Source organism: Pseudoalteromonas sp. GW168-MNA-CIBAN-0100 (assembly GCF_040309225.1).
Taxonomy (GTDB): domain Bacteria; phylum Pseudomonadota; class Gammaproteobacteria; order Enterobacterales; family Alteromonadaceae; genus Pseudoalteromonas; species Pseudoalteromonas arctica.
Window position 1 is genome coordinate 1 of record NZ_JBEOOL010000463.1, and the last position, 282, is coordinate 282.

Annotated in this window: 1 protein-coding gene; it reads left to right on the plus strand. The window is 63.1% G+C overall.

The features are described from left to right. Positions 1–282: contractile injection system protein, VgrG/Pvc8 family (locus AAEY62_RS21965; RefSeq protein WP_350636517.1), on the plus strand; the 282-nt coding region annotated here is incomplete at both ends.

Here is a 282-nt window from a genome sequence, read left to right on the forward strand (position 1 = left end):
GAACTGCGTGCCGAATCCGTCGACGGCGTGAGCAATGTGCGTGATCTTGCCGTCGGTCACTGGTTTGCGCTCGCCGAGCATCCGCAACTCGATACGTTGCCGGCCGAACAGCGGCAGTTCGTCGTCACGTCGCTTCATCATTGCGTGCGCAATAACCTGCCGAAGGAACTGAACGAGCGCGCGCAATCGCTGTTCGCGGCAAGCCGCGTGCTGTTCAACGCGGTGCCGGCCGACCTGAGCGGCAAGCCGGGCGACGAAAGCGACAGGCGCTACGAGAATACG